The 677-nt window shown below is 63.4% G+C and carries 1 protein-coding gene; it reads right to left on the bottom strand.

What is annotated here, in order from left to right; all coding sequences use genetic code 11:
- Positions 1 to 159 precede the first annotated feature (159 nt).
- Positions 160 to 465: a transposase gene (locus tag I8J30_RS32650; RefSeq protein ID WP_209346217.1), complete on the bottom strand. Its 306-nt coding sequence runs from the start codon at positions 463 to 465 to the stop codon at positions 160 to 162.
- Between the last annotated feature and the right edge of the window lie 212 nt (positions 466 to 677).

Below are 677 nucleotides of genomic sequence, written 5' to 3' on the forward strand. Positions count from 1 at the left end.
CGCGGTCGCGCACGGCGCGGGCCGGCCGCGACGCCACGTGCGCGTAGTAGGTGGAGCGGGGCACTCCCATGACCCGGCACAGGAAGGCGACGCTGTGACCTGCCGGATTGTCCTTGGACGCCTTCTCCGCGTCGATGAGGCGACACCGTGCGGTGGTGTCTACCTGCTCTTGTCCTGCGCGAAGAAGGCGGTGGCTTTTCCCAGGACGTCGATCGTGGCCTCCTGCTCGCGGACCTTCCGGCGCAGCCGGACCAGCTCCTCACGCTCCGCGGTGGTCAGGGCCCCGGCCGGGCCCTCACCCCGGTCGATCTTCGCCTGCCTCACCCAGCCCCGCAGTCCCTCCGGACTCACGCCCAGGTCACGGGCGACCTCGGTGACCGTCTTCTCCGAGGACAACGCCAACGCGACCGCGTCCCGCTTGAACTCGGCCGTGTACCGCTTACTCGTATTGCTCTTCTTGCTCACTATCTGTGACTGCTTCCTCCGGGACCATCCGTCCCAGTATCAGGCTGTTCTGCTCACAGGGGGAACTTCACACCGATCAAGGTCGCTAGCCTTTGGTCTGCGAAATCGGGATTCGACGGCTCCGCCTGACATCTTCTCAAATGATCTTGCAGACCTTTACAGTGCGAGATTGGTATACCTGTCCTCTATTTTCTTGTCATCGTTCAATTCCT

The organism is Paenibacillus lignilyticus, assembly GCF_017942085.1.
Lineage (GTDB): Bacteria > Bacillota > Bacilli > Paenibacillales > Paenibacillaceae > Paenibacillus_Z > Paenibacillus_Z lignilyticus.